24 protein-coding genes are annotated in these 22,296 nt (G+C 70.1%); 7 read left to right on the top strand and 17 right to left on the bottom strand.

What is annotated here, in order from left to right; translation table 11 throughout:
* Window positions 1-22: 22 nt before the first annotated feature.
* The 5 genes from AC1DWR_RS03020 to ctaC form a co-directional block, all read right to left on the bottom strand.
* Window positions 23-829 (bottom strand): DUF6299 family protein, encoded by an 807-nt coding sequence (locus AC1DWR_RS03020; RefSeq protein WP_477623636.1) that lies wholly within the window; start codon window positions 827-829, stop codon window positions 23-25.
* Between the two features lie 191 nt (window positions 830-1,020).
* Window positions 1,021-2,253, bottom strand: coding sequence for a L,D-transpeptidase (locus AC1DWR_RS03015; protein WP_477613234.1), 1,233 nt, complete (start codon window positions 2,251-2,253; stop codon window positions 1,021-1,023).
* Between the two features lie 274 nt (window positions 2,254-2,527).
* On the bottom strand, window positions 2,528-2,929 hold the full coding sequence (locus AC1DWR_RS03010) for a cytochrome c oxidase subunit 4 (protein WP_477613235.1): 402 nt from the start codon (window positions 2,927-2,929) through the stop codon (window positions 2,528-2,530).
* A 3-nt stretch (window positions 2,930-2,932) separates the two neighbouring features.
* A complete protein-coding gene (gene ctaD / locus AC1DWR_RS03005) occupies window positions 2,933-4,729 on the bottom strand; it encodes an aa3-type cytochrome oxidase subunit I (RefSeq protein ID WP_477613236.1) in 1,797 nt (598 codons plus the stop codon).
* Window positions 4,729-5,658, bottom strand: a complete 930-nt coding sequence (ctaC, locus tag AC1DWR_RS03000; protein ID WP_477623635.1) for an aa3-type cytochrome oxidase subunit II — start codon at window positions 5,656-5,658, stop codon at window positions 4,729-4,731. Before ctaC ends, ctaD begins: the two co-directional genes overlap by 1 nt.
* Window positions 5,659-5,720: 62 nt before the next feature.
* Here ctaC and AC1DWR_RS02995 point away from each other — a divergent pair, with 62 nt between their 5' ends.
* Window positions 5,721-6,914, top strand: coding sequence for an aminotransferase class V-fold PLP-dependent enzyme (locus AC1DWR_RS02995; RefSeq protein WP_477623634.1), 1,194 nt, complete (start codon window positions 5,721-5,723; stop codon window positions 6,912-6,914).
* Window positions 6,911-7,168, top strand: a complete 258-nt coding sequence (locus tag AC1DWR_RS02990; RefSeq protein ID WP_477623633.1) for a sulfurtransferase TusA family protein — start codon at window positions 6,911-6,913, stop codon at window positions 7,166-7,168. Before AC1DWR_RS02995 ends, AC1DWR_RS02990 begins: the two co-directional genes overlap by 4 nt.
* Window positions 7,169-7,178: 10 nt before the next feature.
* On the opposite strand, the gene aat is transcribed toward AC1DWR_RS02990, so the two are convergent.
* Both aat and AC1DWR_RS02980 read right to left on the bottom strand, forming a co-directional pair.
* On the bottom strand, window positions 7,179-7,868 hold the full coding sequence (aat, locus tag AC1DWR_RS02985) for a leucyl/phenylalanyl-tRNA--protein transferase (protein WP_477613240.1): 690 nt from the start codon (window positions 7,866-7,868) through the stop codon (window positions 7,179-7,181).
* Between the two features lie 10 nt (window positions 7,869-7,878).
* The gene (locus AC1DWR_RS02980) at window positions 7,879-8,865 is read right to left on the bottom strand and encodes a carbohydrate kinase family protein (RefSeq protein WP_477623632.1); all 987 of its coding nucleotides are present in this window, start codon (window positions 8,863-8,865) and stop codon (window positions 7,879-7,881) included.
* Between the two features lie 72 nt (window positions 8,866-8,937).
* Here AC1DWR_RS02980 and AC1DWR_RS02975 point away from each other — a divergent pair, with 72 nt between their 5' ends.
* Window positions 8,938-9,663: a flavodoxin family protein gene (locus AC1DWR_RS02975; RefSeq protein ID WP_477623631.1), complete on the top strand. Its 726-nt coding sequence runs from the start codon at window positions 8,938-8,940 to the stop codon at window positions 9,661-9,663.
* A gap of 102 nt (window positions 9,664-9,765) precedes the next feature.
* Here AC1DWR_RS02975 and erpA read toward each other — a convergent pair whose 3' ends face one another.
* Together erpA and AC1DWR_RS02965 are read right to left on the bottom strand one after the other, a co-directional pair.
* Window positions 9,766-10,158, bottom strand: a complete 393-nt coding sequence (gene erpA / locus AC1DWR_RS02970) for an iron-sulfur cluster insertion protein ErpA (protein WP_477613243.1) — start codon at window positions 10,156-10,158, stop codon at window positions 9,766-9,768.
* A 96-nt stretch (window positions 10,159-10,254) separates the two neighbouring features.
* Window positions 10,255-11,421: a glycerate kinase family protein gene (locus AC1DWR_RS02965; RefSeq protein ID WP_477623630.1), complete on the bottom strand. Its 1,167-nt coding sequence runs from the start codon at window positions 11,419-11,421 to the stop codon at window positions 10,255-10,257.
* Between the two features lie 139 nt (window positions 11,422-11,560).
* Between AC1DWR_RS02965 and AC1DWR_RS02960 the strand changes: the two genes are divergently transcribed.
* Window positions 11,561-11,782 carry a hypothetical protein gene (locus AC1DWR_RS02960; RefSeq protein WP_477613245.1) on the top strand — a complete coding sequence of 74 codons (222 nt, stop codon included), beginning with the start codon at window positions 11,561-11,563 and terminating at the stop codon, window positions 11,780-11,782.
* Between the two features lie 12 nt (window positions 11,783-11,794).
* On the opposite strand, the gene AC1DWR_RS02955 is transcribed toward AC1DWR_RS02960, so the two are convergent.
* On the bottom strand, window positions 11,795-12,574 hold the full coding sequence (locus tag AC1DWR_RS02955; RefSeq protein WP_477623629.1) for a maleylpyruvate isomerase N-terminal domain-containing protein: 780 nt from the start codon (window positions 12,572-12,574) through the stop codon (window positions 11,795-11,797).
* 76 nt (window positions 12,575-12,650) lie between these two features.
* On the opposite strand from AC1DWR_RS02955, the gene nadA reads away from it, so the two are divergent.
* A complete protein-coding gene (gene nadA / locus AC1DWR_RS02950) occupies window positions 12,651-13,844 on the top strand; it encodes a quinolinate synthase NadA (protein WP_477623816.1) in 1,194 nt (397 codons plus the stop codon).
* Between the two features lie 110 nt (window positions 13,845-13,954).
* On the opposite strand, the gene AC1DWR_RS02945 is transcribed toward nadA, so the two are convergent.
* The 4 genes from AC1DWR_RS02945 to AC1DWR_RS02930 form a co-directional block, all read right to left on the bottom strand.
* Complete coding sequence (locus AC1DWR_RS02945; RefSeq protein ID WP_477623628.1) at window positions 13,955-14,929, bottom strand: hypothetical protein; 975 nt, start codon at window positions 14,927-14,929, stop codon at window positions 13,955-13,957.
* Window positions 14,926-15,489 (bottom strand): RNA polymerase sigma factor, encoded by a 564-nt coding sequence (locus tag AC1DWR_RS02940; protein ID WP_477623627.1) that lies wholly within the window; start codon window positions 15,487-15,489, stop codon window positions 14,926-14,928. Before AC1DWR_RS02940 ends, AC1DWR_RS02945 begins: the two co-directional genes overlap by 4 nt.
* Window positions 15,490-15,685: 196 nt before the next feature.
* Window positions 15,686-16,939: a saccharopine dehydrogenase family protein gene (locus tag AC1DWR_RS02935; protein ID WP_477623626.1), complete on the bottom strand. Its 1,254-nt coding sequence runs from the start codon at window positions 16,937-16,939 to the stop codon at window positions 15,686-15,688.
* A gap of 32 nt (window positions 16,940-16,971) precedes the next feature.
* Window positions 16,972-18,336, bottom strand: a complete 1,365-nt coding sequence (locus AC1DWR_RS02930; protein WP_477623625.1) for a M20/M25/M40 family metallo-hydrolase — start codon at window positions 18,334-18,336, stop codon at window positions 16,972-16,974.
* A 97-nt stretch (window positions 18,337-18,433) separates the two neighbouring features.
* Here AC1DWR_RS02930 and AC1DWR_RS02925 point away from each other — a divergent pair, with 97 nt between their 5' ends.
* The gene (locus AC1DWR_RS02925; RefSeq protein WP_477613250.1) at window positions 18,434-19,015 is read left to right on the top strand and encodes a DUF3043 domain-containing protein; all 582 of its coding nucleotides are present in this window, start codon (window positions 18,434-18,436) and stop codon (window positions 19,013-19,015) included.
* Between the two features lie 37 nt (window positions 19,016-19,052).
* On the opposite strand, the gene AC1DWR_RS02920 is transcribed toward AC1DWR_RS02925, so the two are convergent.
* On the bottom strand, window positions 19,053-19,268 hold the full coding sequence (locus AC1DWR_RS02920; RefSeq protein WP_477613251.1) for a hypothetical protein: 216 nt from the start codon (window positions 19,266-19,268) through the stop codon (window positions 19,053-19,055).
* Window positions 19,269-19,291: 23 nt separating this feature from the next.
* Here AC1DWR_RS02920 and AC1DWR_RS02915 point away from each other — a divergent pair, with 23 nt between their 5' ends.
* Window positions 19,292-20,890, top strand: a complete 1,599-nt coding sequence (locus tag AC1DWR_RS02915; protein ID WP_477623624.1) for an ABC transporter ATP-binding protein — start codon at window positions 19,292-19,294, stop codon at window positions 20,888-20,890.
* Here the strand turns inward: AC1DWR_RS02915 and AC1DWR_RS02910 are convergent.
* A complete protein-coding gene (locus tag AC1DWR_RS02910) occupies window positions 20,887-21,765 on the bottom strand; it encodes an LLM class flavin-dependent oxidoreductase (RefSeq protein WP_477623623.1) in 879 nt (292 codons plus the stop codon). The two genes, AC1DWR_RS02915 and AC1DWR_RS02910, sit on opposite strands and share 4 nt — an antisense overlap.
* A gap of 9 nt (window positions 21,766-21,774) precedes the next feature.
* On the bottom strand, window positions 21,775-22,290 hold the full coding sequence (locus AC1DWR_RS02905; protein ID WP_477623622.1) for an OsmC family protein: 516 nt from the start codon (window positions 22,288-22,290) through the stop codon (window positions 21,775-21,777).
* Between the last annotated feature and the right edge of the window lie 6 nt (window positions 22,291-22,296).

The raw sequence follows: 22,296 nt of genomic DNA, 5'->3' as shown, positions 1-22,296 counted from the left end.
CGGCACCGGTGGTGCGTTGGAGCTACTTCCGCGCGCCGCTGAGCTGGACCGTCTGCTCGGCGTAGCCGACCGCGCACTCGAAGACGCCACAGGCGAACGCGAAGGTCACGCTCGCACCCTTGCCGCCCTTGAAGAGGCCGTTGTCGCTGTAGGCGGTGCCGGACCAGGTGTGGGTCGCCCCGTCGCACTGGATGGGGTTGACGAAGAAGAAGCCGTTGATCTTGACCCGGCCGACCTGCTGGGTGAGGGTGCCCTCGATGTCGCTGAAGAAGTCGTCGGCGTTCGTGCAGGAGTATGTCCCGCTGAGAGTCGCCGAGCCGTCCTTGTTGGCCACTCCCCGCGGGTTGACGGTGATGGTCGCCTCCGGCGGCGGCGGGGCGTTGTCGAAGGTGACGACCAGGTTCCCGCCGACGGCGGTGGTGTCGCTGAATGCGACGACGTAGTAGGTCTGCCCGGCCGTGGTTGCGAATCCGACCGTGGTCGGGCCGCACGCCACGAGGTTGCCGGCAGCGGGATCGCCCTCGGTCACCATGAAGCCGCCCGAATAGCTGGAGGCCGACATGTCAGCGATGACGCCACCGTCAGTCGCGGCGGTGTAGYGGAACCAGACGCTGGCGTTGGTGAACGGCGCTCCACACTGCGCGTTCAGCGCGGCATCGGTGGCATCGGTCTTGGCGCCGGTGGTGTCCTGCTCGAAGGTGCTGGGCAGGGCCGAGACGACGGTTGCCTTGGCAGCGGTGTCGTTCGGAGCGGGTGCCGCGGTGGCGGCGGAGGCCAGCACCGGCACCAGGAGCAGTGCGGCGGCGGCGGACAGGGCGGAGCGAGACATCAACAACATGTGGATCCCCCAGCTGTGTGATGGACCATGCCCCAGTGGATGGTCACACCCGGATTGACTCCACCCGACCGGCTCGCGGTTGCATGCTTGACCAAGAAATTGCTCGCGGTCGACCAAGCCTTTGCCGTCGACGAGCGGCGCGACGACACCCGGAGGACGCCCTGGGGGCCCTCGGACGCCGCTCAGGCGAGCGCGCTCTGCGCCTTCCAGCCGGCGAACGAGTACTGCCAGACGCCGATGCCCTCAGAGGGCTGGAACTGCCGGGACGAGCCGGTGAACTTCACGACGTCGCCGGCCTTGGAGTTGGCGTACATCCAGGCGGCGTTGGCGGGGGACATGTTCACGCAGCCATGGCTGACGTTGGCGCTGCCCTGTGCTCCGACCGACCAGGGCGCGGAGTGGAGGTACTCCCCCGTCCACGTCACGCGCATGGCGGACTGCGTGGTGATCTTGTAGTAGCCGGGCTCGCCCTTCTTGATCCCGATGGTCGTCGAGTCCATGACGACGGTGCCCTCCTTGCGGATGATCACCTTGATGCCGGAACGGGTCTCGGTCTGCGGGCCCGGGCGCCCGGCACTGATCGGGATGGTCTTGATCACGGCGCCGCCGCGGGTCACGGTCATGACGTGGCGCTTGATGTCCACGGTGGAGACCATCGAGGAGCCGATGGTGAAGCTGGCGGAGTCGTCGTTGCCGACCCATTTGCCCTCGCCGGTCTGGACGCCGGTGAGGGGGGCACTGATGGTGACCTTGGTGCCGGGCTTCCAGTAGTTCACGGGCCGCCACATGAGCTGGCGGTTGTCGAGCCAGCCCCAGGCGCCGGCCTGCTTGGGTGAGGTGGTGACCTTGACGAGCTTCTCCACCTCGCCGCGCAGCTTCGCGGTGGCGACCGCGGAGTCGAACTGGATGCTCACCGGCATGCCGACGCCCACGGTCTCGCCCGAGTTGAGGATGCCGTAGGTGGCCGTGACCTTGGGCTTGAGGGTGGTGAACGTGGAGGTCGTCGTGGACGGCGTGCCGTCCGGACCCGTTGCCTTCGCGGTGACGGTGTAGGACGCGCTGGGTGCCAGTCGCGCGCTGGAGGTCCAGGAGCCATCGGTACCGAGGGCGCCTGCGACCGTGGCGCCGTTGGCGTCGGTCACGGCGACCTCACCGAGCGAACCGGTGGTGGCCTTGACCACGACGGGCTCGGTGGGCAGCACGTCGGTCGCGTCCTGGGCCGGGCTGATCGTGAGCTCCGCGGGAGTGGGCGTCGCCGACGAGGAGGACGAGCTGCTGCTCGAGCTGGCTGCGACGTTGTCGGTGCTCGGGCTGTCCACGGCGCCTGAGCACCCGGCCAGCACGGTCACCCCCGCCAACGCGGCCACGGCCAAGGCCGTGGCCAGTCGTCGTGACCCCTGTGTCCTACCCACCACGTGTGTGCTCCTGTGCTCTGCGCCACCGTGGCGCCCTGTGCGTGACTTGTTCGTGTGCGGCTGGACCGGTCGGATGGTGCCCCGACGATGCCCGTCACCCGAACAGACGCCGGGCAGCCCTCATTGGTTGGCTATGCAGCTGTGTCTGGCCGGGCGATCACGATCCCGCGCCCAGCCCCCTGGAGCCGAGCCCCCTGGAAGAGGTCCGCCCCTGCGCGGACCGCGTACCACCCCGAGGGGTGGTACGCCCGGCCGAGCTGTCGATGGAGCGCCGTCAGACGGCGTGCGGGCCCTTGAAGTACTCGAAGGTCCAGCCCACCAGGGCGACGACCCCGAAGCCCGCCCCGATGATGAACAGCCACCAGCCGACGGCCAGGCCGAGGAAGCACAGGGCGGACGCTCCGGCGAGGGCCAGGGGCCACCAGGAGTGCGGGCTGAAGAAGCCGTACTCGCCCTCCTGCTCCCAGATCTCGCCGCTGGGGTTGTCCTCGGGCCGCTCCGGGAGGCGCCGCGCCGTGGCCCACAGGTAGAAGGCGATCATGGCGCCGAGACCGGCGGACAGGAACAGCCCTGCCGGGCCGACCGGCTCCCGCCAGTGGGTGAAGATGCCGTAGATGAGCCCCAAGGGGGCGAAGAAGGCAGCCAGGATGACGAAGAGCTTGTACTCGATCTTCACGGGTCAGTCACGCTCCTCGTGGAACCGCGGGTGCTTGTGCTCGTCGAACTCGCCCGTCGCGTGGTGCTCGGACGTGCGGGTCTCGGCCATGATCCGAGTCAGGGTGTCCGGGTCGGCGTGCACCCCACCGAGCGGCGCCGCCTCGGGGTGGTGCAGGTCGAAGGCCGGGCGCTCGGAGCGGATCCGCGGGAGCACGTCGAAGTTGTGACGCGGCGGCGGGCAGGACGTCGCCCACTCCAGGGAGGCGCCGTAACCCCACGGGTCGTCGGTCTCGACCAAGGGCGCCGTGCGCCAGGTCTTCCAGACGTTGTAGAGGAACGGCAGCGTCGACGCGGCCAGCAGGAAGGCACCGAAGGTGGACACCTGGTTCTCCCAGGTGAAGCCGTCCTCGGGCAGGTAGTCGGCGTAGCGACGCGGCATACCGTCGACACCCAGCACGTGCTGGATCAGGAACGTCGTGTGGAAGCCGATGAACAACATCCAGAAGTGGATCTTGCCCAGCGTCTCGTCGAGCATCCGCCCGGTGAACTTCGGCCACCAGAAGTAGAAGCCGGCGAACATCGCGAACACCACGGTGCCGAACACGACGTAGTGGAAGTGGGCCACCACGAAGTAGCTGTCGGAGAGGTGGAAGTCCAGCGCCGGGCTGGACAGGATGATGCCGGTCAGGCCGCCGAACAGGAAGGTGACCAGGAAGCCGACCGCCCAGAGCATCGGTGTCTCGAAGGACAGCTTTCCGCCCCACATCGTGCCGATCCAGTTGAAGAACTTCACGCCGGTGGGCACCGCGATCAACATGGTCATCACTGCGAAGAACGGCAGCAGCACCTGGCCGGTGGCGTACATGTGGTGGGCCCACACGGTCACCGAGAGGGCCGCGATGCCGATGGTCGCGAAGACCAGCGTCTTGTAGCCGAAGATCGGCTTGCGCGAGAAGACCGGCAGGATCTCGGAGATGATGCCGAAGAACGGCAGGGCGATGATGTAGACCTCTGGGTGGCCGAAGAACCAGAACAGGTGTTGCCACAGCATCGGCCCGCCGTTGTCGGCCTCGAAGATCTGGGCCCCGAACTTGCGGTCTGCACCCAGCGCCAGCAGGGCAGATGCGAGCACCGGGAAGGCCATCAGCACGAGCAGGCTGGTGACCAGGATCGTCCAGGTGAAGATCGGCATGCGGAACATCGTCATGCCGGGCGCGCGCATGCAGATGATCGTGGTGATGAAGTTGACGGCACCGAGGATGGTGCCGAAACCACCGAGCGCGAGACCGAAGACCCACAGGTCACCACCCAGGCCGGGGGTGTTTGAGGCGTCCGACAACGGCGAGTACGCGAACCAGCCGAACGACGCCGCACCCGAGGGGGTGAGGAAGCCTGCGGAGGCGATCAGGCCACCGAACAGGTAGAGCCAGTAGGCGAACATGTTCAGCCGCGGGAACGCGACGTCAGGGGCGCCGATCTGGATCGGCATGAGGGCGTTGGCGAACCCGGCGAACAACGGCGTCGCGAACAGCAGCAGCATGATCGTGCCGTGCATCGTGAACAGCTGGTTGAACTGGTCGGGGTTGTCCACGACCTGCAGTCCGGGCTGGAACAGCTCCGCACGGATCAGCAGGGCGAGCACGCCGCCGAACATGAAGAAGAGGAACGAGGTGATGAAGTAGAGGTTGCCGATGACCTTGTGGTCGGTCGTCGACGCCCACTTCACGACCGTCTGACCCTTGGTGAGCCGGCGGGTCGCCGTCGCCTCGGTGGAACGGTAGTACGTCCCGGCCGAGGTGGACTCGGTTGCCGCTGCCATCAGTTGCCCCCTGCACTCGGGATGAGGTGTTGGTCTTCGTCCATGACCTTGGCGGGGTTCAGGCTGTTGTCGAGCTGACCGGTGTTGCCCTGCGCCTTGAGCTCGGAGATGTGCTGTTCGTAGGCGGCCTGGTCGACGACCTTGACGTTGAACAGCATCTGCGAGTGGTAGGCGCCACACAACTCGGCGCACTTGCCCTTGAAGTCACCGGTCTCGGTCGGGAAGACCTGGAACTTGTTGACCCGCCCCGGGATCATGTCGAGCTTCTGCAGGAATGCCGGGACCCAGAAGGAGTGGATGACGTCCCTCGACGTCAGCACGAACTCGGTGCGCTTGTTGACCGGCAGGTAGAGCGTCGGCAGGTTCTTCTCGGTGCCGGGCTCCCCCGTGAGCTCGGCCTGCGTGCCGCTCTCGTAGGTCTGCTCGTTGACGTAGTTGAAGTCCCAGCTCCACTTCTTGCCCACCACGTTGACGACGACGTCCGGGTGCTTGGAGGTGTCGAGCAGGGCGGCCTCGTCACGCGCGGTGTAGTAGAAGAGCACCGCGATCATGAACACCGGGACGATCGTGTAGAGGATCTCCATCGGCACGTTGTAGCGCAGCTGCACCGGCAGACCCGTGTCGTCCTTGGCCCGGCGGTAGGCGACGACACACCAGCCGATCAGGCCCCAGACGAGGGCGCCGACGAGGAGCGCGGCGATCCACGCGCCGTTCCACAGCGAGGTCACGCGTTCGCCGCCCTCGGTCACCGCACGGGGGAGGAAACCGTCCTGCACGCGCCCCGCACACCCCGAGAGGGTGAGGGCCACGAGCGACAGCCCGAGAGCCGTGGTCGATCTCCTGCTTGCAGTCCGCCGCCTGTGTGGGCGCGGCGCAGAGACGTCGTGCTGACGCAACGGTGCACCTTCTTCGAGACAGTGATGGGCCATCGCGCCAAACCCTACTCCAGCGAGTGCGTGTCGTCCGGTCAGGGTGGGACTAACGTCGGGGTGTGGCGAACCCCTCCCCGGACGACGGTTCCGACCGCGCGTTTCTCGATGCGGCACCCGGCCCCATGCACCCCCGCGCCAGGGAGACCCTCGTCGCCGCGATCGATGCAGGGTGGGCCGACCCGCGACGCCTTCACCGTGAGGCGCGGGCCGCGCGCCGCCTGCTCGACCAGGCCCGTGAAGTGCTCGCGGCAGGACTCCAGGTCCGCCCCTCCGAGGTGGCCTTCGCCCCCGACGGCGCGACCGCCGTCCGCTGGATGGTCGAGGGCTTCAGGTATGCCGCGCGCCGTCGTGGAGCGCGCGTCGTCGCCTCCGCGGTCGAGCACTCGGCAGTGCTGGTCCCGGGCCGCCACTGCGCGGACTCCGCCGGCGACCCGGCGTTGTTCGCCACGGTCGGGGTGGACGGGGCTGGTCGGGTGGACCTCGAGGCGTGGTCCCGGGCGATCACAGCTCCCGGAACCGTCGCTGCTGCCCTCCAGCACGCCAACGGCGAGGTCGGTACCGTGCAGCCGCTCGACCGCGCCTGGGCGCTCTGCCAGGAGGCCGGGCTGCCGCTCGCCGTCGACGCCCAGGCCTCGCTGGGCCGGATGGCCGGCCCCACCTCCTACGACGCCCTTGCGGGCGATGCCCAGTCCTGGGGCGGTCCCGGCGGCCTCGGGGTGGTCGTGCTGCCCGAGCGCGCCCGGTGGCTGCTCCCCGGCGCGCCGGACCCCGACGCGGCGCTCAGCGGCCCGACCCGACACACCCCGTGGGTGCCTCTTGCCCTTGCCGCCGCGGAGGCCTGGCAACAGACCGAGGCGACGCGCGAGTCCGACGCGGCCGAGACCTTCACGCTCGTGGACCGGATCCGGGCCGCCGCGGCAGCCGTTCCCGACGTCGAGGTCGTGGGCGACGCGACCGTGCGACTCCCCCACGTCGTGACGTTCTCGGCCCTCTACGCCGACGGTGAGGCGCTCGTCCGCGAGTTCGACCGGCGCGGCTTCGGGGTGGGTTCGGGTTCGGCGTGCACGGCCAGCACGCTCGAACCCAGCCACGTCCTCGCGGCGATGGGTGCCCTGACGCACGGCAACGTCCGGATCACGGTGCCCCTCGCGGCGGTCGCTCCCGAGCGCGCGGCCCACGTCGACGCCTTCTGCGAGGTGATCGCTGACGCGGTCGCCTCGGTCCGCGCCGAGCTCGGAGCACACCGGTTGTGAGCCCTCCCCGGGACGGAGCGGAGCCCCCGCCCCTCGTCGTCGACGCACGTGGCCTGCGCTGTCCCCTACCCGTCATCCGCCTGGCACAGGCCGCGCGCGACGCGGCACCTGGAGCCGTGATGGAGGTGTGGGCCACGGACCCGGCGGCCAGGGCCGACATCCCCGCGTGGTGCCGGATGCGCGGCCAGGACTACCTCGGTGAGGTGCCCACGGACGGTGACCACGCGGCATACCGGGTCCGGCTGGTGTCCTGAGGCCTCGGCCTCAGGAAGCGGCGCCGAAGGTCGGTGGCGCCAGGGCGACGGCGTCTTCGAGCAGGCGCAGGTAGTCACGTCGCGAGACCGTCACCACCCCGAGGCTGCGCAGGTGGTCGGTGGCCCACTGCACGTCGATCAGCCGTCGCGGGTCGCCGTCGGCGAAGACGTAGCCCGCGGTGGCGACCACGGCGGCCTTGGAGGCGTCGGTCACGCGGTGGAACATCGACTCGCCCGCGAAGAGCCCGCCGACGGTGATTCCGTAGAGCCCGCCGACGAGCTCACCGTCCTGCCACGTCTCGATGCTGTGGGCCCATCCCAGAGCGTGCAGCTCGGTGTAGGCATCGGCGATCTCCTCGGTGATCCATCGCCCGTCCCGGCGCGGGTCGGCGCACGCGTCGACGACCTGCCGGAAGGCGGTGTCCACCCGCATCTCGAAGCGCCGCAACGACTTCTGCAGCGACCGACTGGCGTGGACGCCACCGGGCAGCAGCACGCCGCGGGGATCCGGCGACCACCACCCGAGCGGCCTGGCACCGTGTTCGCCCAGGCCCATCGGGAAGACGCCGCTGCGATAGGCCTCGACGAGGGTCCCAGCCCGCAGGTCGCCCCCGACCGCGACCATGTCCTCGCCGTCCTCCACCTCGCTGAGGTCGAACTCCCACGTGGTCGGCAGGGGCTCGACCGGGTCGGTCGCCACCGGTGGCGTCCTACGGCGCGATGCAGGCGATGTGGGGTTCGATGGCGTCGGCCGAATCCTGGCCGTACGCGTCCGCCAGCCGCTGGAGGAAGCTCGCCTTGCCGAGGGTGTACTCCTGGGTGCCCACCGTCTCGATGACGTAGGTCGCCAGCATCGACCCGAGCTCGGCGGCGTGCCGCAGCCCCAGGTCGGCTGCCAGACCGGTGAGGAAACCTGCGCGGAACGCGTCGCCCACTCCGGTCGGGTCGGCGCGCCGGACCTCGCGCGCCACCGACACCTCGATGGGGTCCTCCCCCTTGCGCTCGATGGTGACGCCCTCCTTGCCCCGCGTGATGACGCGGGTGTGCACCCGGTCGGCAACCTCCTCGGCACTCCAGCCGGTCTTCTGCTCGGTGAGCGCGGCTTCGTACTCGTTGGTGAGCAGGAAGTCGGCACCGTCGATGAGCTGGCGGATCGTCGCGCCGTCGGCGAAGGCCAGCTGCTGGCTGGGGTCGGCAGCGAACGGTATGCCGCGCGAGCGGCACTCGCGGGTGTGGCGCAGCATCGCCTCGGGGTCGTTGGCACCGATGAGCACGAGGTCGAGCCCGCCGACACGCGTGGCGATCGGGCCGAGCTCGATGGCCCTTGCCTCGCTCATCGCGCCGGCGTAGAAGGTCGCGATCTGGGCCATGTCCTCGTCCGTCGTGCAGACGAAGCGTGCGGTGTGCTTGGACTCGGACGTGTGCACCGATGCGCAGTCCACCCCGTGCCGCTCGAGCCAGCTGCGGTAGTCGCCGAAGTCCTCACCGACCGCTCCGACGAGGATCGGGCGCTGGCCGAGGTTGGCCATGCCGAACGCGATGTTGGCGGCCACGCCCCCGCGGCGCACCTCGAGGTCGTCGGCGAGGAATGACAACGAGACCTTGTCGAGCTGCTCCACGACGAGGCTGTCGCGGAACCTGCCCTTGAAGGTCATCAGGTGGTCGGTGGCAATGGAACCCGTGATGGCTATCTGCACTCTGGGAAACCTACCGTGCCATCCACCGAATGACTGTTGCTGCTGGCCCCGTGACACGGCACAGTCACCTCCATGAGCGAACCCGAGATCGGTGCCTTCGACTTCAGCGCCCTGCGCGCGACCTTCGTCAACTGCACGCTGAAACGGTCTCCGGAGCGGAGCCACACGCAGGGCCTGGTCGACATCAGCGCCGCCATCATGCGCAAGCACGGAGTCGAGGTCGAGGTGATCCGGGCGGTCGACCACGACATCGCGACCGGCGTCTACCTCGACATGACCGAGCACGGCTGGGACCGCGACGAGTGGCCGACCCTGTTTGCCCGGATCATCGACTCGGACATCCTCGTGGTGGCGGGCCCGATCTGGCTGGGCGACAACTCCAGCATCACCAAGCAGGTCATCGAGCGGCTCTATGCGGGGTCATCCATGACCAACGCGGCAGGCCAGTACGTCTACTACGGAAAGGTCGGTGGCGCGATCATCACCGGCAACGAGGACGGCATCAAGCACTGCTCGTCCAACATCCTCTACAGCCTCCAGCACATCGGCTACTCCATCCCACCGGCTGCGGACGCCGGGTGGATCGGCGAGGCGGGACCCGGTCCGTCCTACCTCGACCCGGGCAGCGGCGGCCCCGAGAACGAGTTCACCCAGCGGAACACCACGTTCATGACGTGGAACCTCATGCACCTGGCGGCCATGTTGAAGGCGGCGGGTGGCTTCCCGGTGGGCGGCAACCAGCGCACCGAGTGGGACGCGGGCGCCCGGTTCGACTACCCCAACCCCGAGTACCGCTAGACCACACGCGAGAGGGCCCGTCACCAGTGGTGACGGGCCCCTCGGCGTTGCTCAGCTGCTGTGCGTGATCAGCTGCTGTGCGTGATCAGCTGCTGTGCTCGATCAACTGAAAGAGTCGCCGCAGGCGCAGGAGCTGCCCGCGTTGGGGTTGTCGATCGTGAAGCCCTGCTTCTCGATCGTGTCGGCGAAGTCGATGCTCGCGTCGACGAGGTAGGGGGCGCTCATCCGGTCCACGACGACCTCGACACCGTCGAAGTCGCGCACGAGGTCACCGTCGAGGGTGCGCTCGTCGAAGTAGAGCTGGTAGATGAGGCCCGAGCAGCCACCGGGCTGCACGCCGACGCGCAGGCGCAGGTCGTCGCGGCCCTCCTGCTCGAGCAGGGACTTGACCTTGGCGGCAGCAACGTCGGTGAGGAGCACGCCGTGCGTGGCCTCGGCAGGCGCCTCGGTCGCGTCGGCGGTCGTCGCCGGGGCGGTCTGGTCCTGAACACTCATGATGATGAGTCCTTCATGTCGGTGGAGGTCGGCCACCAGTGCCAACCTGCGGTTCTCGCGAAATGTTCCCCGCGCACCCCCCACTGTACGTCGTGGTCAGCTCCGGGGGGACCAGGTGGCCGCCACCCGGGCAGCGCGTGCCGAGAGCGTTCCGACCGGATCGGACATGGCAGCCTCGACCTGTGCGGGGGTCTGCGCCACGGCATAGCTGCCCGACAGCCCGAGGGTCATCGCCTCACGGCGCCCCACGAGGGTCTGGCCGGCAATGAGGACGCTCGGCGTGGCCGTCTCGAGCGCCATGGCGGCAACCCCGGCCACGACCTTGCCCTGCAGGCTCTGCCAGTCGAAGCAGCCCTCCCCCGTGACGACCAGGTCGGCCGCCCGCAGGAGGTCTCTGAACCCCACCGCCTCGAGGACCTCCGACACCCCGCTGACCCTGGTGCCCCCGAGCAGGGACAGTCCGTAGCCGAGGCCGCCCGCTGCGCCGGCGCCGGGCGCCTTGTCGAGGCGGCGGCCCGTACCGGTCAACAGGTCGGTCTGCTCCGGCAGCGTGCGACGGACCACCTCGACGAACCGTCCGAGCGCCCCCTCCAGGGCCTGGGCGATCTCGGGAGAGGCCCCCTTCTGCGGACTGAACACCGCGCTGGCGCCCTGGAGCCCGAGCAGCGGCGACTCGACGTCGGTGGCAAGGACGAGCTCGACACCGCGGAAGCGTTCGCGGGTGGCCGCGAGCGCCGGGAGGGCCGCGTCCGAGATGTCGGCCAGGGCCAGCCCACCCCGCGCGAGGTCCTGGGGTGCGCCCGCGCCGAGTGCCGCGAGCATTCCGGCGCCAGCGTCGTTGGTCGCACTGCCGCCGAGGCCGACCACGATCCGGGTGGCTCCCTCGCGCAGGGCAGCGTCGACGAGCTGGCCGACTCCCCACGTGCTGGTCACCGCGGGGTTCCGCTCGTCGGCTGAGAGCAGGTGCAGCCCTGCCGCCTGCGCCGACTCGAGGTATGCCGTGCGGTCACCGTCCGTGCCCRTCATCAGGATCGCGGCCGGCACGTCGCGACCGAGCGGGTCGGCGACCGTCACGGCCAAGGTCTGCGCCTCGGGGAGCGCCGACGCGAGCACGTCGAGGAAGCCCGGACCGCCGTCGGACAGCGGACGCAGGGTCAGCAGGTCGTGCGGGGCGGTGGCAGCCCACCCGTGGGCGATGGCCCTGGCGGCCTGCTGGGCGGTGAGGGTGCCGGTGAAGCAGTCCGGCGCGATGACGACGTGCACGCGCCCATCCTTCCAGCCCGGGCGCCGAGTGCCACGGCGGGTTTCTTCGCTCCCATTCTTCCGGGCTGCTGAGCACGAGCGGGGCGGATTCCTGTTCGCCGTGGAGGCCAGAGGGGCAAAACAGGTCCACAATGGATGGATGCGCCCCCGTCAGCCCGCCAAGAAACCGCATCTGCCGAACAGCCCGTTCCGGGCAGCTCCGGTGCCGGACATCCCGGACTTCGCAGTGAACGACCGGGTGACCCACGACCGGCACGGGCTCGGATCGGTCGTCAAGATCACCGGCGACCGCATCCACGTGAAGTTCGGTGAGAACACCGTCAGCGTGGCGATGTCCAGCAGCAAGATCCACCCGCTCTAGACCCCTCCACCCCTAGGGCACCAACGCAGCACCCAGGAGCCGGCGGGCGGCAGCCTCGTCCCCGTCGGTCACGAGCACCGCTGAGTCAGCGCGGTGCCACAGCGCAAGGTAGAGGTGCGACGCCGGTCCACTGACCCGGGCGACCGCCTCCTGCGCCACGTTGTCGTGGACGCAGACGGCGCCGTCGACGACCCGCACGGTCCACGAGGCGTTGGTGTCTGTGCAGGAGAAGGCGATGGGCTCGGCGGCCGGGATCACCTCCAGGGGCGGTCGGTCGGCGTGTCGGACCAGGCTCCGCGGAGCCATCACCTCGAAGACCTCGGCAACCCCGTCGGCTGCCTGCTCGGTCGTCAGTGCGGGGACGGTGTCAACGAGGCCGGCGGTCGGCAGCACACCGTGCGCCTGGAGCGCGTCGACGTGGTGCACCGTCGTCTCGTGGAACTGCCGGCGTCGCCAGAACCGGACGTCCTGGTGTCCCGGCACCGCCGAGAAGCTCCACGCCGGGTGCTCGGCCGGCAGCCCGGACAGGGTGGTCACGATCGTCTCGGCACACGCGGCATACCAGTCCGCCAGCGGCTGCTCGCGGTCACGTCGCGGGTAAGGGTCCGGCTGCGAACCGGTGCGCGCACAGTGCGCCGCCCACAGGTGCACCCGGCCCAGGTGGTCGACGAGGTCGGTGACGGTCCAGCCCGGACAAGCGGGCACGGAGGCCTGCGGGTCGGCGGCCCGGATCGTGCCGACCATGGCGGTCGTGGCTGCCAGCAGTGCTTCCACGAGGTCTGCGTCGTCCATGGCGGCGACCCTAGGGCACGGACCGCCCGCCTGGGTCCGGTCGTTCACGGCATACGATCGAGCCGTGAGCACCCCTGTGACGCAGTCGGACTCCCGGCCCACCAGTCCCCTGCCGCTGCTCGTCCTCGGACGTGGCACCGAGCTGCACACCGAGCGCGGAGTCGAGTGCCCGGGCGACCTGCCGGCCCCGTCCGAGCCGGGACTGGTCGAGCGCGCTCGCGCTGCGAAGGCGGCGCTGGGCGACCAGGTCTTCGTGCTGGGACACCACTACCAGCGCGACGAGGTCATCGAGTTCGCCGACGTCACCGGTGACTCGTTCAAGCTGGCCAAGGACGCGGCGGCCCGGCCGGAGGCGCCCTACATCGTCTTCTGCGGCGTGCACTTCATGGCCGAGTCCGCCGACATCCTCACCGGCGACAACCAGACCGTGATCCTTCCCGACCTCGCCGCCGGGTGCTCGATGGCCGACATGGCAGCCATCCGGCAGGTCGAGGACTGCTGGGACGACCTGGTCGAGGCCGGTGTGGCCGACGTGACCGTCCCGGTGACCTACATGAACTCTTCAGCAGCCATCAAGGCCTTCACCGGTCGGCACGGCGGCACGATCTGCACGTCGTCGAACGCCAAGACGGCGCTGACCTGGGCCCTGGAGCAGGCAGGCGACGGCGGCAAGGTGCTCTTCCTGCCCGACCAGCACCTGGGTCGCAACACCTTCGTGCGCGACCTGGGCGGCTCGCTCGACGGCTGTGTGGTGTTCGACCCCCACAAGCCGATGGGCGGCCTGACGCGACAGGAGCTCCAGGACGCCACGATGATCCTGTGGCGCGGCCACTGCTCCGTGCACGGACGGTTCAGCCTCGCCGCCGTGGAGCAGGCTCGTCGCGAGATCCCTGACGTCAAGGTGATCGTCCACCCCGAGTGCCAGCACGAGGTAGTCGAGGCCGCCGACGAGGTGGGCTCGACCGAGAAGATCATCCAGACCATCGCTGCCGCCCCCGACGGCACGAAGTGGGTGGTCGGCACCGAGCTCAACCTGGTGCGGCGGCTGGGCGCGCTCTTCCCGCGACAGCAGATCTCGTTCCTGGAGAAGAACGTCTGCTACTGCTCGACCATGAACCGGATCGACCTGCCCCACCTCGTCTGGGCGCTCGAGTCCCTGGTGGCCGGACGGGTGGTCAACGCCATCAAGGTCGACGACGAGGTCGCCCACTACGCGCGGGTGGCCCTCGACCAGATGCTGGCCCTCCCCGGAGAGACCTCGAAGGACTGACGCCGGTCCCGACGGCTCGGGCCGGAGAGTCCCGGCGGGACAGGCCGGGCGGGACACATGGGAGTGGCCGCCGCGAAGAGCAGCGGCCAGACCCCCTCCACGAACGGTCGTCAGTTGAGCCGCAGCCAGGTCTGCGTGCTCCCCGCCGCGAAGCAGCCGTTCACCGAGCTCGTGGTGACCAACGTCGCCGTGTTCGAGACGGCCTTGGAGAAGCCGAGCACGCAGCCCCCGCCGCGGGTCTGCGGTTGCAGGGCCACTGTGCCGTCGGACGAGACGCTGAGGACTCCTCGCTGGTCGGGACGGCTCAAGCCGTCGCCGTCGTCGTCGAGCACGTAGGTGAGCCCATCGTCCAGGGCCGGCTGAGCCACTACCAGCAGCAGGTTCGTCGCCGGGTGCAGCCACGAGCCCTCGACCTGGGTGGACACGGTGACCGTACGCTCCACCCCCGTCGGGAACCTTGGCTTGAGGGCGGGAGCGGCCGCTGTACGTGGCGACACCCGTTCCAGGCGCAGCGGGGGCTCGGCACCGCTGCCGCAGAGGTCGTTCAGGATGAACGTGTCCCCGACGACCTGGATACGCGTCTGGGTACACCCTCTGGCGGGACTGCTGGGGCTGCCGGATTCGGTCATCGTGTAGAGGTCGCCGTCGCGCTGGGTGACGCGTTCGGGACTGTCACCGGGGACGCCACTGGCGCGCACGTAGTCGGCTGCTGTTTCGACGTTCCAGAAACGACCGTCGGATGCGAACTCCCAGAGCCACGGGCTCTCGGGCTGGTTCTGCCACAGCCCCACCAGCTCGGGCGGGACGAGCGGTTGGCTCGGCGCGAGCCGACCCGAAGGAGGGGTCTGTGGGCTGTGGCTGTTCACCTGCCACAGCGCGACGCCCCCCACGACGAGTGCAGCTGCTGCGACCGCAGCAACCACCCAGCCCCGCTGTCGTCGGGGTGCGGTCCGTTCATCGGTGGGTCGTGAGTCGAGCAGTGTCATCAGGTTCCCCTCCATTCGATCCAGGTCGTGCTCGGAGACGACCAGCCCGTCCGCGACACGGTGCAGCGCCTCGCGGGTGCGGCCCTCCATGGCGTTCACAGCGACACCTCCAACTTGTCGTGCAGCCTCGCCAGCGCCCGGCTGGCGTGCTTCTTGACCGATCCCACCGAGATCTCCAGGAGGTCGGCCGTCTGTCGCTCGGTCAGGTCGAGGTAGTAGCGGCACACGACGACCTCGCGCTGCCGGGTCGGCAGCCCTTGGACGCCGGTGGCGATCCGCAGCGCCTCGTCGTGGGCGACCGCCTCGGTGTCCGCCCCGGGCAGCCAGGCGAGGTCCGGCGTCAGGGGTTCGGTCGCACGGACGGTGCGTGCCCGCCGCCGGTGCGCGGACCGACACCGGTTGACGACGACCGCGCGCAGGTAGGGGAGGGTCGCCGCGCGGTCACGCAGGGTGTGCCAGTTCCGGTACAGGGAGACATACGCGTCCTGCACGGCCTCCTCGGCGACACCTCGGTCGCTCGTGAGGAAGTACGCCAGGCGGACCAGGCTCGCGCCGTGCGCCCTGAACAGCAGCGGCAGCGCCTCGTCGCGCCCGACCACCACGGCAGTGGCATCGGGACCGAACTCGCTCGGCTCGGCAGGTCGCAGGACGGGGCTCACACACTCAGAGTCGCAGCGCAGCCCGGAAAGGTTGACCCCTTGCGACGACGAATCCCAACGGCCCTGCGCCCGAGTTCACTACGTCGGGTGGTGGAGGCGATCGAAGGCATACCGGCGCAGACTGGATGGTTCGCAGGGATTTGCGAGCCGGCAGAGCACCACCGGTTTCCGTGGACGGGCAGCCCGACCTGAGATTTCAGGGGCGGTCGGTCAGCTCGTCCACGGTCAGCACGAAGTCGCGCGACCGCAGCCGGTCGACCAGTGCATCGCCCATCGCCGTGGCCGGGGTGAGCACCCCGGCACCGGGGGGAAGCCGGTCGCCGTCCAGGGCCAGACACAAAGCGGACTCCCCCAGCATGACCGCCGTCGCGGCATACCCGGGGTCGCCCTGGGCCGACACCGTCGCGAGGTAGCGCCGCCCCGTCTCGGTGGTGGTGCGGATCTTCATGGAGAACCAGCCGGAACGGCGGTTCTGCTCACTGGGACCCTCGCCGGGCGACGGTGCCAGGCGGTCGAAGATCGGACGGGTGCGCGGGTTGGCCAGACCTGCGAAAGCCAGCCCCATCGCGGCGGTGAAGACGGTGGCCCGGCGGCGCCCGCTCAGCCCCCTGCCATAGGCGCTCACCTCGCGGTAGCGGAAGCGCCGACCATAGGCGTGGTCGCGCAAAGCATTGCTGCGCCTCACGATTCGCGTGTTGAAACCGGCCATGACGAATGGCCCGACCCACTCGCCGGTCTCGGCGTCGGCGAAGACCGACCTGGGGTCCCGCTCCTTACCTAGGTCCGGCTCGGCAGCCCGGTCCGGGCTCAGGGCATAGGGGTCGAAGAGGACCTTGCCCAGGGCCCGATTCTCACTCACCGCCTCCAGCTGCGCTCGCGAGGAGTCGATCGTGCCGCCGCTGAGGCCACCCTTGGACTTCGCGTGCAGTGTGGTGTCGAGCAGACCACCGGCGGCGTCAGCAACCGCGCGCTCGTGCAGCAACAGCACACCGAGGTCGGACGGGATCGAGTCGTAGCCGCAGGCCGTGACGATGCGCGCGCCGGTCTCGCGGGCTCGTGTGTCGACGGCGTCGATGGCCTTGCGCACGAACAGGACCTCGCCGGTGAGGTCGGCGTAGTGGGTGCCCGCCTCCGCGCACGCCTGGACGACCGGGATGCCGTAGCGCAGGTAGGGGCCGACCGTGGAGGCCAGTGCGGTCGTCGACCCGGCCAGCTGCTGCAAGGACGTCGCGTCGGCCACGTCAGCGGTGAGCAGCGGCCAGTCGTGGGCGCGAGCCGGCAACCCGGCTCGGACCTCCTCCAGGCGCTCGCGCGACCGGCCCGCCAGGGCGATCCGGACACCCTCCGGTGCGTGCTCGGCCAGGTACTCCGCCACGAGCCGGCCGACGAAGCCGGTGGCCCCGAAGATGACGAGGTCGTGGGTCCGGGTGGCGTTCGTTGCTTCGCTCATGAAGGGTTTCCGTTCGCTAGGGTCGGGAGGGTTCAGCGGGGCATGGCGCCGAGCCGCGCGAGCAGCACGGCCTCGGCGACACAGACCTTCTCGAACTCCCCCAGGTGCAGCGACTCGTTGGCGCCGTGGGCGCGCGTGTCGGGGTCCTCGACACCGGTGACGAGGATCGCTGCGTCGGGGAACTTCTGTGCGAACGACGCGACGAAGGGGATCGAGCCGCCCACGCCGATGTCGACCGGCTCGACTCCCCAGGCGTCGGTGAACGCCGCGCGTGCCTGGTCATAGACGGGACCGTTGGCGTCGGCGTCGAAGCCGGCGCCCTGGTCGTCGAGGTGGACCTCGACCTTCGCGCCCCACGGGGTGTTCTCGGCGATGTGACGCTGCACCGCGGCATACGCCTCCATGGGCACCTCGTCGGGGGCCAGCCGGATCGACACCTTGGCGCTCGCAGTGGGCACCAGGGTGTTGGAGGACTTGGCGACCGAGGGTGCGTCGATGCCGATGACGGTGGCAGTGGGCTTCGTCCAGATGCGGTCGAGCAGGGTGCCGGTGCCGATGACCTCGACCCCGTCGAGCAGGCCGGACTCCTCACGCAGCCGTGTCTCGTCGAACTCCAGGTCGCTGGCCTTGCCGGACTTGAGCCCGGCGATCGCGACGTCGCCGGCATCGTCGTGCAACGTCGCCAGGATGCGGATGAGCGGGGTGATCGCGTCGGGGACGGCCCCACCGAACATGCCCGAGTGGATGCCGTGGTCCAGGGTCGTCACCGTGACGACCACGCGGATCAGGCCGCGCAGGGTGGTGGTGAGGGCCGGCTCGCCGATGGCCCAGTTGGTGGAGTCGGCGAGGACGATGGCGTCGGCGCGCAGCTTCTCGCCGTGCTTCTCCAGCAACGTCGGCAGCGAGTCGGAGCCGATCTCCTCCTCCCCCTCGACGAAGACGGTGACTCCGACGGGCAGGTTGCCGGCGTGGGCGCGCAGGGCGGCCAGGTGGGCCATGATGCCGGCCTTGTCGTCCGCTGCGCCGCGCCCGTAGAGACGGCCGTCACGCTCCGTGGGCTCGAACGGCGGGCTGTCCCAGTCCTTCTCGTCACCGGGCGGCTGCACGTCGTGGTGGGCGTAGAGCATGACCGTGGGCGCACCCTCGGGCCCGTCGATGTGCCCGATGACCGCTGGGCGACCTCCCTCGCGCACGATCTCGACGTCGAGCCCCTCGGCCCGCRGCAGCGCGGCGGTCGCCTGGGCACTGGCCTCGACGTAGGCCTGGTCGAACGCGTCGAGGCTCACGCTGGGGATGCGGGTGAGGTCCTCGAGGTCCTTGCGCAGGCTCGGCATGAGGCCCGCGACAGTGGTCTTGAGGGCGGAGATCTGGTCGGTCGTCGGCACGTCGTCGGTCACGACGGGGAGCCTAACGCGTGGCTGCGGGGCCACCTCGGGGGTCACCCCCGGGGCTCGCGATTCCGGGGAAGGTGACCACACGGCATACAGTGAACTCGTGTTTGGACGTAACAAGACCCTGAACGAGCAGCAGACCGCATCGGTCACTCATGCCCCCCGCGAGGGAGCCAAGAACCGGCCCACGCCCAAGCGCAAGGACCAGGAGGCAGCCAACCGGCGCCCACTGGTGGTCACCGACCGCAAGGCCGCACGCGACACCGACAAGGTCAAGCGCCGCGAGGCCCAGCTCAAGCAGCGGGCCGCGATGGCCACGGGCGACGAGGCCCACCTGCCCGCTCGCGACAAGGGACCGGTGCGTCGCTACATAAGGGACTACATCGACGCCCGCTGGAACCTCGGCGAGTTCATGCTCCCGGTCATGATCGTGGTGCTCGCGCTGTCGTTCATCCGCATCCCGGCCGTGTTCGCCGCCGTCTCGATCGGCGTCTACGGCCTCCTGCTGGCCGCCGCCATCGACGGCTTTCTCATGTGGCGAAGGCTCAAGAAGCTGCTCGTCGCCAAGTTCGGTGAGGACAAGGTCGGTCGCGGCCTGGCGATGTACGCCGTGATGCGCGGCTTCCAGCTCCGGCGCTCGCGCATGCCGAAGGCCCTGGTCAAGCGCGGCGACTTCCCCGTCTGAGCGGCTGTGGGGCTGCCCCTGGGCAGCTGGTCTGCACCTACTCCGCGGCGCGCAGGCTCATCGGCCCGTAGACGAGGGCGCCTTCGTGGAAGAGCTTGACCGCGTCGACACCGAGGTCGGTGAGCTCGTGCCACGACTCGCCGAACCAGTTCTCGGCGTCCGACTGCGACGGGAACGCGGTCGTCACCAGCTCGTCGCCGGTCATGGCGTTGCCCTCGCCGTCGAGGTAGGTCCAGGTCCACGCATCGCTCATGGTTCCACTCTAGGGTTCGGCCCGTGATCGTGTTCGAGGCAGTGACCATCGCGTATGCCGGGGAGCCGGCGCTGCGCGACGCCTCCTTCACGATTCCCGAGGGTGAGCTGGTCCTCGTGGTCGGCCCGACCGGATCAGGCAAGACCTCCCTGCTTCGGTGCCTGGGCGACGCGACGACTCCTGAGGGCTTCGACGCCCGCGGCGGCTCCGAAGCCATCCGGACCGGCCGGGTGCTCGTGGACGGGATGGACCCGCTCGGCGCGGGCGCCGACCAAGGCGGCGCCGTCGTGGGGCTGGTTCGACAGGACCCCGCCTCCGGGCTGGTCGAAGGCACGGTGGAAAGCGTCATCGCCGCAGGCGTGCGGCCGCGCGCGGACGACCCGCACGGCGGCCAGCGACAGGTCGAGGAGACGCTCGACCTGCTCGGCCTCGCGGACCTCCGAGGCCGTCGCGTGGTCGACCTGTCCGGTGGGCAACAACAGCGAGTGGCCATCGGGGTGGCTCTAGCTGCCGGGCCCCGGGTCCTGGTCCTCGACGAACCGACGTCCGCGCTCGATCCCGTGGCAGCCGAGGAGGTCCTCGCGATCCTGCACCGCCTGGTCCACGACGTCGGCATCACCGTGGTCGTCGCCGAGCACCGCCTCGAGCGGGTGGTGCACCACGCCGACTCCGTGCTGCTCGTCGAGGCGGGTCGTGTGACCGGCCCGCTCGATCCCGAGACGGCGATGGCCCGGTCGTCCATCCGCCCTCCCGTGGTCGAGCTCGGCCTCCGGCTGGGCTGGACTCCGGTCCCCCTCTCCGTGCGGTCAGCCCGCCGGCAGGCTCGTGGCCTGCGGGCTTCCCTCGAGGACGCTGCCGCGATGACCGAAGAGCAGGCCGGCGAGGTGCAGGTCGAGGGGCGCGTCGACGGGCGCGTCGAGGGGCGCGTCGAGGTGCGCCGGCTCAGCCTGGTCCGCGGGCAGGTCGTCGCCCTCCGCTCGGTGACCCTGCAGGTCGGTGCGGGTGAGGTGGTCGTCCTGATGGGCCGCAACGGTGCTGGCAAGTCGAGTCTGCTCGGCGCGCTCGACGGCACCCTGCAGCCGACGTCCGGACGGGCCACGCTCTCGGGTCACGCGGCCCTCGCGCCGCAGAACCCCGGCGCTCTCCTGACGGACTCCCCCGTCGACGACCAGCTCACCGCCAACGACGCGGTGTTCACCCTGCCACCGGGGTCGAGTGCCGCCGTCCTCGAGCGTCTCGTCCCGGGGCTGTGCCACGACCGCCACCCCGCCCAGCTCTCCGAGGGCCAGCAGATGTGCGTGGCGCTGAGCTTGGTGCTGGCTCGTCGCAGCCAGGTGGTGCTGCTCGACGAGCCCACCCGCGGACTGGACTACCAGGCGAAAGCTCGGCTGACCTCCCTGCTGACGCAGCTCGCCGCTGCCGGCCGCACCATCATCGTGGCCACCCACGACGTGGAGCTGGCTGCCGAGGTCGCCACCCGGGTGGTCATCCTCGCCGAAGGAGAGGTCGTCGCCGACGGTCCCGCGAGTCGCATCCTGAGCGACTCGCCGGCGTTCGCGCCGCAGGTCGCCAAGGTGATGCATCCGCTGCCCCTGCTGCGGGTCTCCGACGTCGTCGGCTAGTTCGTCGCCGGCTGGTTCGGCGGACCGGCCTCCACGCGGTGGCGGATCTCGGCCAGCCCGGCCGGACCGGGGGCGACGCTCCACCAGCTCTCGATCCACCACGTCGCCCCGATCGCGGCCCATTCGTGCGGGGTCCCCGCCGACCTGACGAACTCGCCCGTGCTGTCGCCCTCGATGACCACGTCGTAGCCCTCCCACGGCAGCCCTTGGGCCTCTCGCAGCCGGCGCACGACACCGAGCACCTCGGCCACCGACTCCAGGGTGAGGTGTGGGCTGCCCGGCTGGGCGCCGGGCACCGCGACGGTCGGGAGCACCCCCTGCCAGCGCGCGGCACGCTCCAGCGACGGCTGCCCGTGTCGGCCCGGCAGGTGGGCCCCCACCACCCACACCGGTGGATGCGGTCGCTGGACCGGTGGCGGCGGCAGCGGCGGAGCGCCCGGACGTACGGGCCGAACCGGATAGTGGACCCCGTCGTAGGTGAACGGCTCGCCCGACAGGAGCCCGCGGTAGACGGCGAGCGACTCGTCGAGCTTCTGCGCCCGCACCGCCCGGCCCTCGTCGGGCTCGAACCGGGTCCAGCCGGGGTGCAGCGCACCGAGGCCGACCGACATGACGACACGGCCACCGCTGAGGCGGTCGACGGAGCTGACCATCGACGCGAGATCCCACGGCCGGTGTCGACTGGCCGGCGTGAGCAAGGTGCCCAGCCGGATCGTCGACGTCTGCATCGCCGCGGCGGCCAGGGTCACCCAGGCGTGCTCGCCGTAGAGGCTCTCCCACGTGAAGACGGCGTCCCAGCCGTACTGCTCACCGAGCGCCGCCACCTCGGCGAACTCGCGGGCGTCGGCGAACGGGACGACGAACCCGTATCTCATCCTGCGAAGCTACGCCTGACCCCCGACAGTCCGAGGCGCGCGAGCAGTGCCTCCGGCCATGACGATCTCGGGCTCGACGACGACCTCGGTGGTCAGCGAGTTGGAGATGTAGCACTGGTCGTGCGCCTCGTGGGTCATCCGCAGCACCAGCGCCGGATCGGTCCCGGCCGCAACTGTCACGACCGGCCGCAGCACGATCCGCGTGATCCGCTGAGGCACCAGGTCGGGCGGCATCTCCCCCAACGCGTCGTCCGCGTAGCCGATGACGTCCACGCCGCCACGGGCAGCGACGGCGAGGAACGACAGCAGCTGGCACGACGAGGCTGCGAGGACGAGCAGCTGCTCGGGGTTCGGCAGGTCGGGGTCACCACGAAAGTGCGGGTCGGCACTCAGGTCGAACCCCTCGGTCGCCGGCGGCGTCCACGCCGTGTGGGCCCGTGGATAGGCGCGGTAGCCCCCTGCGGTGGACCCGCTCCACTCGACCCGCGCGGAGTACACGTGTCCGCGAAAGTCCTTGTCCGGCATACCCGA

The sequence above is a fragment of the Pedococcus sp. P2_E2 genome (assembly GCF_056403955.1).
The sequence above is the reverse complement of the archived record's forward strand: the minus strand, read 5'-3'. Positions and strand labels throughout refer to the sequence as shown.

Bases quoted from the DNA above. Each gene is read 5' to 3' on its own strand.
- ctaD (WP_477613236.1), bottom strand. From the start codon at position 4,729: ATGGCAGCGGCAACCGAGTCCACCTCGGCCGGGACGTACTACCGTTCC.
- ctaC (WP_477623635.1), bottom strand. From the start codon at position 5,658: ATGGCCCATCACTGTCTCGAAGAAGGTGCACCGTTGCGTCAGCACGAC.
- AC1DWR_RS02975 (WP_477623631.1), top strand. From the start codon at position 8,938: ATGAGCGAACCCGAGATCGGTGCCTTCGACTTCAGCGCCCTGCGCGCG.
- erpA (WP_477613243.1), bottom strand. From the start codon at position 10,158: ATGAGTGTTCAGGACCAGACCGCCCCGGCGACGACCGCCGACGCGACC.
- AC1DWR_RS02960 (WP_477613245.1), top strand. From the start codon at position 11,561: ATGCGCCCCCGTCAGCCCGCCAAGAAACCGCATCTGCCGAACAGCCCG.
- AC1DWR_RS02955 (WP_477623629.1), bottom strand. From the start codon at position 12,574: ATGGACGACGCAGACCTCGTGGAAGCACTGCTGGCAGCCACGACCGCC.
- AC1DWR_RS02935 (WP_477623626.1), bottom strand. From the start codon at position 16,939: ATGAGCGAAGCAACGAACGCCACCCGGACCCACGACCTCGTCATCTTC.
- AC1DWR_RS02920 (WP_477613251.1), bottom strand. From the start codon at position 19,268: ATGAGCGATGCGTGGACCTGGACCTACCTCGACGGCGAGGGCAACGCC.
- AC1DWR_RS02910 (WP_477623623.1), bottom strand. From the start codon at position 21,765: ATGAGATACGGGTTCGTCGTCCCGTTCGCCGACGCCCGCGAGTTCGCC.
- AC1DWR_RS02905 (WP_477623622.1), bottom strand. From the start codon at position 22,290: ATGCCGGACAAGGACTTTCGCGGACACGTGTACTCCGCGCGGGTCGAG.